The sequence below is a fragment of the Oleiphilus sp. HI0128 genome (assembly GCF_001635365.1).
In genome coordinates this window covers 1-886 of sequence record NZ_LWGG01000178.1, presented here as the reverse complement: position 1 = coordinate 886, position 886 = coordinate 1, and the positions used below count along the sequence as shown (strand labels likewise).

Annotated in this window: 2 protein-coding genes; both read right to left on the bottom strand. The window is 42.0% G+C overall.

Going from position 1 to position 886, the window contains the following annotated elements; translation table 11 throughout:
- Positions 1-41: 41 nt before the first annotated feature.
- On the bottom strand, positions 42-470 hold the full coding sequence (locus A3763_RS02365; RefSeq protein WP_068509469.1) for a tetratricopeptide repeat protein: 429 nt from the start codon (positions 468-470) through the stop codon (positions 42-44).
- Positions 471-511: 41 nt separating this feature from the next.
- On the bottom strand, positions 512-886 hold a 375-nt coding region (locus A3763_RS02360), incomplete at its 5' end, for a DUF6172 family protein (RefSeq protein WP_231872076.1).

Genomic DNA, 886 nt, shown 5'->3' with positions numbered 1-886 from the left:
TGAAACTATCTTAAGGGCGAATAAAGTGTGCCCGGTTATGCTTATTCCATCGGGCTTGCTAAGGAATCAAGTAATTCGTTGATCTCTCGTTTAAGTGAGTCATCTTCAATTTTATTGGCGCTAACTTTAGCGTTTTGCAGGTTTTTGATTGCTTCCTCAGTCTGGCCGAGCTCGACCTGCAAGGTCGCCATTGAGTATGCCACTGAAGACATATGGTCTTTTGAATTAATATCGACAGACTTCTTTAGGGCCTTTTCATAAATGGCTATCGCATCGCTTAAGTCTTCTGAAAAGTCAGCTAATGTTTCCCATTGAACAGGGTGATCCTTATCTGTATCTTCATTATCTAGACAGATCGCCTTGAGTTCAGAGTAGAGCGAATCAAAGGTTTCTTGGTCATCTTTTTTCGCTGCTGCCATTAGCTTTTCTGCAAGCCCGTGGACGGCTTTATATATCTTGGTGTTCATCATTTCTTTTTACCTTTGAGTCACGCTGCCTTAGGGTTTACTGTCTAATATTCCTGTTGAATCGAATTGCCATCAGGTGAAACGGCTTTAGCAGTGATTTCCACGTAGATAGTCATAATGTTATTCGCAACCAGTTCATCGATATGGCTCATCAAAGAGGGCAGCTGAATTTCCACAGCCGCTTCTTCTGATTGACCAAACTTACAATCAAAACCCCAATATTTAGTGCCAGAAGGTAGAGGCTTCTTACGTTCCTTTTTGAGAAACTTTCTGATGTCATGTTTTACTGAGTCGACAACGCGAGGCACTTTGATTTTTGGGTGAGCTAATTGATAAGTTTTTTTCATCGGAAGTCCTGCTTGGGTGAGCGCTGTTTGCGCTAGAGAGTTTAAACTGTGGGCAGTGTAATGTTTATGCCG